Below are 1,127 nucleotides of genomic sequence, written 5' to 3'. Positions count from 1 at the left end.
CCCTACTGCGGCCGCGCTTCATCTCGGCGAGCAGCTCGTGACGCGGCCAGCGTGCCTGCACCGAGAGCGGCCAGCGTGCACGCGAGGGAAAGCCCAAGCAGAACGACGTAGAACGCCGGCGCCAGTTGCGCTGGGATCGAGATGACCACGACGACCGCCGCCGCGATCAAGAACGGCAGCATGACTTTCCGCGCAGCCAGGTGGCCGGCTCGCCAGGCCTCGTCGCTGCGCATCAGCGACGGCAGTCGGATGCCAGCTGCGTGATTCCGACCCAATTCATTGCTCGCGATCGACACGACCCCCCAGATTGCAGCGTTGATGACGAGCACAAGTAGGGCGCAGCCCACCGCCCCCAACCATCCCGGACTCGTCATCTCCGCCTCCCTCATCCGAAACTAGCGAACGACGTGGCCTGCGGTAGCCCCGTCTACGAATTCGGCAAGGAACCGACATCGAGGCTCCGACCAGCACGCTGACCGTCTCCGCTCCGGTAGTGCTGGCAATGGTCGGCTCATGCCGCCCGTAAGCCGATCGGCTACCGGTCACGCTGCGCTGACTCGGCCTGCTGCGGACGTTGCTGCTCTCGAGCAGCACGCGGCCCCGCCACGAAGAGGACCGATCCAGCCACGGCGGCGGCGAGCAGAGGCGCCCAAGCTGCGAAGCCCGTGACCGCGGCGACGACGGTCACGACGAGTAACGCAACAGTCACTGGGCCGAGTATCCAACCCACCCAGAGTCGGTGTGTTCGCATACGTCGTTCCTACTCTGCCGACGTTCCGATAGCCGATCGGCTATCGGACACCGCGCGGGTCAGAGCTCGGGTAGCGTGGGCGCAATGACGGATCGTTGGATCGACCGGGTGCCTGATGCTCCGGGCGGTATCTTCGGCGCTTGGTTCAACGCTCTCTTTGGCGGCGTCCTTGTCGCGGGTGCGCCAACCATCGCACTCACCACTGGTGAAGCCCCGGCGAGCGTTCTGTTCGCCATCGCCGCCCTGGGGCTCTTCGGTTTTCTCGAATTCGTCTTCGTCTACAAGCTCCATCAGCAGATTGCCGGTCGACGCGCGCTTCGCGCAGAGCGCGACGACGATTGAGAATCAGACCCCGGGCGTTCACCCGTCCGTAGGA

2 protein-coding genes are annotated in these 1,127 nt (G+C 65.5%); one reads left to right on the top strand and one right to left on the bottom strand.

All coding sequences use genetic code 11. The features are described 5' to 3' along the window. Window positions 1-2 precede the first annotated feature (2 nt). A complete protein-coding gene (locus Q9R26_RS18575; RefSeq protein ID WP_311228210.1) occupies window positions 3-329 on the bottom strand; it encodes an SdpI family protein in 327 nt (108 codons plus the stop codon). 506 nt (window positions 330-835) lie between these two features. Here Q9R26_RS18575 and Q9R26_RS18570 point away from each other — a divergent pair. After that, window positions 836-1,093 carry a hypothetical protein gene (locus Q9R26_RS18570; RefSeq protein WP_311228209.1) on the top strand — a complete coding sequence of 86 codons (258 nt, stop codon included), beginning with the start codon at window positions 836-838 and terminating at the stop codon, window positions 1,091-1,093. Window positions 1,094-1,127 lie beyond the last annotated feature (34 nt).

Origin of the sequence: Curtobacterium sp. BRB10, assembly GCF_031844325.1 — a bacterium.
Lineage (GTDB): Bacteria > Actinomycetota > Actinomycetes > Actinomycetales > Microbacteriaceae > Curtobacterium > Curtobacterium poinsettiae_A.
Note: the sequence above shows the minus strand (reverse complement) of the source record. Positions and strands in the feature narration are given on the sequence as shown.

What these genes read in the sequence shown, in the direction of transcription:
- Q9R26_RS18570 (WP_311228209.1), top strand. Translation starts at nt 836, where the DNA reads ATGACGGATCGTTGGATCGACCGGGTGCCTGATGCTCCGGGCGGTATC.